The sequence below is a fragment of the Candidatus Chordibacter forsetii genome (assembly GCF_964187505.1).
GTDB classification, from domain to species: Bacteria; Verrucomicrobiota; Verrucomicrobiia; order Opitutales; family Seribacteraceae; genus Chordibacter; species Chordibacter forsetii.
The window spans coordinates 1-4,010 of record NZ_CAXLML010000211.1; the positions used below are offsets into that span (position 1 = coordinate 1).

Annotated in this window: 3 protein-coding genes; all 3 read left to right on the forward strand. The window is 45.8% G+C overall.

Annotated features, from left to right (window positions below):
- Nucleotides 1-916 (forward strand): cadherin repeat domain-containing protein (locus ACKPQ4_RS09205; RefSeq protein ID WP_407680889.1); only part of this gene is annotated, 916 nt, incomplete at its 5' end.
- A complete protein-coding gene (locus ACKPQ4_RS09210; protein ID WP_407680890.1) occupies nt 916-3,246 on the forward strand; it encodes a FecR family protein in 2,331 nt (776 codons plus the stop codon). The genes ACKPQ4_RS09205 and ACKPQ4_RS09210, both read left to right, overlap by 1 nt.
- A gap of 25 nt (nt 3,247-3,271) precedes the next feature.
- The coding region (locus ACKPQ4_RS09215; RefSeq protein WP_407680891.1) for a hypothetical protein at nt 3,272-4,010 on the forward strand (739 nt) is incomplete at its 3' end.

Genomic DNA, 4,010 nt, shown 5'->3' on the forward strand with positions numbered 1-4,010 from the left:
TTTTGTTGGTGAGTTCAATGCGACCGATCCGGATGAAGGAGAAATGATATACTCTTTGGCAGTAGGGGGAGTGGATAATGCGAAGTTCGAACTTTCGGAGAGTGGAGTTTTGCGGACAAAGGAAGTTTTTGATTTTGAGAAGATTTCTGAATATACGATTCGTGTAAGAGGAACTGTAAGTACTGGTCAGTTTATTGAGGAAAACTTTTCTGTCTTCGTTTGGGACCAAGTGGCACCAATTGTGGATACAAAACCAGTCGAGGAACTCGAAAGTGGAATTATTCGTGCAACTGGAGAAATTCTTGATGATGTAGCCATAGGTAGCCTCGAAACCGGCTTTTATATAAGTTTTGATCAACCTTTTTACGACCCTTCGAAAGATGGGGTGTTTAGGATTCTGCAAGCCACAGATTCGATGACATTCAAATTTGAATTCTTTCCCGGTGAGGATGTTAAAAAGGTCTATGTTATGGCTTTTGCCTCCAATGAAGAAGGAGAGAATCTTGGATTATTAGAAGAGTTTGAAAATGTAAATCGTGGGGGATTTGATAACCGCAAGCTTGGTGATGTATGGACGGGTGCTCTCCGTATCGAAGGAAACCCTGGCTGGTGGAATAGCTGGTGGTTTGGCACTTATTTCAAAGGGGATGGCGGTTGGTGGTACCATATCGACTTGGGTTGGATCTACCCGAGTGGGGGTCAGGGTAATGGTTTGTGGTTGTGGAAAGAGGGACTTAACTGGGTGTGGACCCGGCAATCCGTCTACCCCTATTTGTACTCCCATGATCTTGGGTCGTGGTATTATTTTTATGGCGAGTTAAACCAAAAGCGCATGCTCTTTGACTATGGTAGTCAAAGATGGAAATACCTCAATGATTCCGGCGTGGACGAGAGCAAGGGAGAGGAACTTGAGTAATGAGATTATTTGATTTTTCGAGATTTCTTTTAGGAGCGATTGTACTGTTGCAAACAACAGGGTATGCGAAAGAGGTTGGCTCGAATAACGGGGCCTTTATTTTAATATCCAGTTCGGGTGATGTGCAGTACCTACAGATTAATGGTCAGGAAGGACCTGCGATCAAAGTTGGTGCTGTTATACCAACAAGCCATACAATCAAGACGGGTGCAGATGGAAAACTTGTTGGCTTGTTGAGTAATGGTACTTTGTTAACGCTCACAGAAAATACCCGGATGAAAGTGGCCAGCTTTGAGCAGGAACCTTTTGTCGACGATGGTCGGAAGTTGGCCGAGTTGCCAGGGGAACCTAGTGCTTCCGAGGTTTTGATTGATTTGGATTACGGAAGTTTGGTGGTAAAAACCAAGAAATTAAACAAGGCATCGAGCTTTAACATTGATTCTCCTGTTGGGGTGGCGGGCATACGCGGTACGGAGTTCCAAATGGCAGCACAACCTAATCAGGGTGTGCAGTTGGATGTGACCGAGTCTATAGTTGCCTTTACCCCGCCTGGTGGCGGAGAGGCAATACCAGTAAGTCAGGGCAGTGGCTTGAGTGTCTCTCCAAGTGGAGTAGCCACGCAACGCCCAGTTAATCCTGTAGTAGCAACCAAGATTGAGAAAACTAACAAAGCGGCCACAGAAGCTACCCAAGATTTTTCACTTGGTGAAGTAGCCGGGGCGATGGAACAATCTGCTGCTAATGATAACCAAGTTGTAGAGCCTGAAGAAGTTTCGGAATCCAAGGATGGAGAGGTTGAATCAGTGCCAATGGAAGAAGAACAACCTTTGGAGTCATCCAGCGAGGAAGAGGGTGGAGCTGAACCGAGGAGTGGCGAATCATCTTCGGGTGGGAGCAATGAAAATCCTGAGTTAGGAGCATCAGAAGAAGCACCAAGTGGAAAAAAGTCCGAGAAGGCAAGCAAACCAACTACCAAGAAGTCAAAAGCTTCACAGTCAAAGGTTCAACAGCCTGACAAATCTTTGCTTTTAGAAAACAATTCTGAACTTAAAAAGAACCAAAAACTTGCAAGGTATGGGCTGAGTAAAGAACAGGTTGCCAGGTACGACCGGTTATCTGCAGAGGCTCGGCTTGCTATTTTGGATGAGCCTGCGCAAACGGTGACTCGTTTGCTTGGTATTTCAGGATTTAATGCGGGGAAAGCAGACATATTTTTTAGTCACGATCGTGAAACCAGGGAACTATTCATGACGGTGACTGACGATGTTTTACTCGCCATGCTGGATCCCACGGTGGATAAAGTTTTACTCAAGGAGTCGTTGTACAAGCTTAAATTTAATGCGGTGCAACCTGGAAGAATTCCAGTCGTTAATCAGGACGAGGTATTAAATGCTCGTGCCATTGCCCTTGGCGATCGATTAAAGGAGAGCGAAAATACCCAGCTTATGGAGGAGCTCCTGGAAATGTCCGGTGGTACTTTAAATGAGTATTGGATTAGGATTGGCGAAGTTGCTGAGGTATTGACCCATAACCTTGAGGTCTCTGACTTCTCAGCGATGCCAGGTTTTTCAGCCCAGGAAGTATGGGAGAATCCGTTTTTTCTTGAGCTAGCCAATGCCTATGAGCAATTAGAAATTGATGGATTGGTAAACGGGGCGGATCGGGTGCTGGGAGCAGACCATTTAATCGTCGAAGAAAATGCGCTAGCTTTTGGAAGCCATTTTTCCAACGGGGTGGAAGAGGTAGTCTTGCTGAGTCGAAAATCGATGACTTTTCGTGGAGATTTTAACTGGGATTCTACAACTAATGAGGGCACAAGGTTGGTGGTAATGACTGCGGGCGATTTAGAAATAAGTAAGGGTGCGTCCCTTCATTCTGCAACCAGTGATTTAGTTATTGCGGCAAGGCAGGACTTATTGCTTGAAGAGGTAAACCTGGCCGCACGGGAGGTGGCAATTCGGGGGATGCGCGATGTCACCTTAAACGAGGTGAAAATAGATGCTTCGATGCTTGCCACCATCAAGGCCCGAAGAGATTTAAATGTAAACGGGTTGGAATTTAAAAAAGATATTTCTCGCATCGTGATGGAGGCACAAACCATGAGGCTGAGGAATGTTAATTTTCCAGGAGCGGCCCAGGTTAGGCTGAATAGTTTGAAGGGGGCAATTGATGGTCGCTATCCAAATTTTGGAAATGTTTCTGCTGCCCAACAAATTGGCCGGGTAAACTTTATTGAGAATGTACGCTCAGCCGGAAATTTGCTTAAGGATCGTCCGAGCTTTGATCAGCATGGTCAGAATATCAAGATCGGGAAGATTGCCCGGCCATAAAAGACTATAATTTTGGGGGTCGAGTATGGTTAAATATATAAGAAAACTTGGTGGTGTTTTGGTGTTGTTTTCTTGTGCGTCCGTTTGGGGGGAAGAGTTTAGTAGGCCTAGAGATTTCTCTAATTTTGAATCGAATTTAGGTGAGCAAAAATTGGTTGATATTGTACGCCCTTGGGTTGGGCCAACATTGAACGAATTAGCACCTGGTGCAATTCCACTTGGGTCGATGAAAGGGAAGACTTTCTTGCCAGCAGAAAATTTCGGAAAAAAACCAGAGCCTCTAATTCCGGTAAATGTTGAAAAACCTATTAAACTGCCTGAAAACCAAAACTTCCCCTTGGAATTTACCGGGGAACCAGTCCCGGTGGATAATTCTGCACCGGGGTGGGTGGGTCCTTTGCCCTCAGAGTTGGCACCTCGGGCCATTCCTTTAGGGTCATTGGCAAACCGCAAGGTGATTACTCGAACCAAACAGTCTGATTACAACCAGCCGGTGCTGGATAGTAGTGGGAGCGAAAAGAAGGATAATTTTTTGCGGTTGAATACATTTTTCAGTACCCGACCGTATTACACCTACAATGTTTTGCGCATTCGAGATGGAGAGGACGAGGCCGGTGTATGGGAAAATCTACTGGGAGCTTCCTTCTCGACCAGGCCATTGGCTGCAGGCCGTTATCTCACCCTCATACCCAAGCTTGATTTGATGATGCAGGTCGCTTCCTATGAAGATAAGGAGGTAGGCGGTGCAAACCTCCAAGACCTGC

Excerpts from the sequence above, each read along its gene's own strand:
- ACKPQ4_RS09210 (WP_407680890.1), top strand. The coding sequence starts at position 916 with ATGAGATTATTTGATTTTTCGAGATTTCTTTTAGGAGCGATTGTACTG.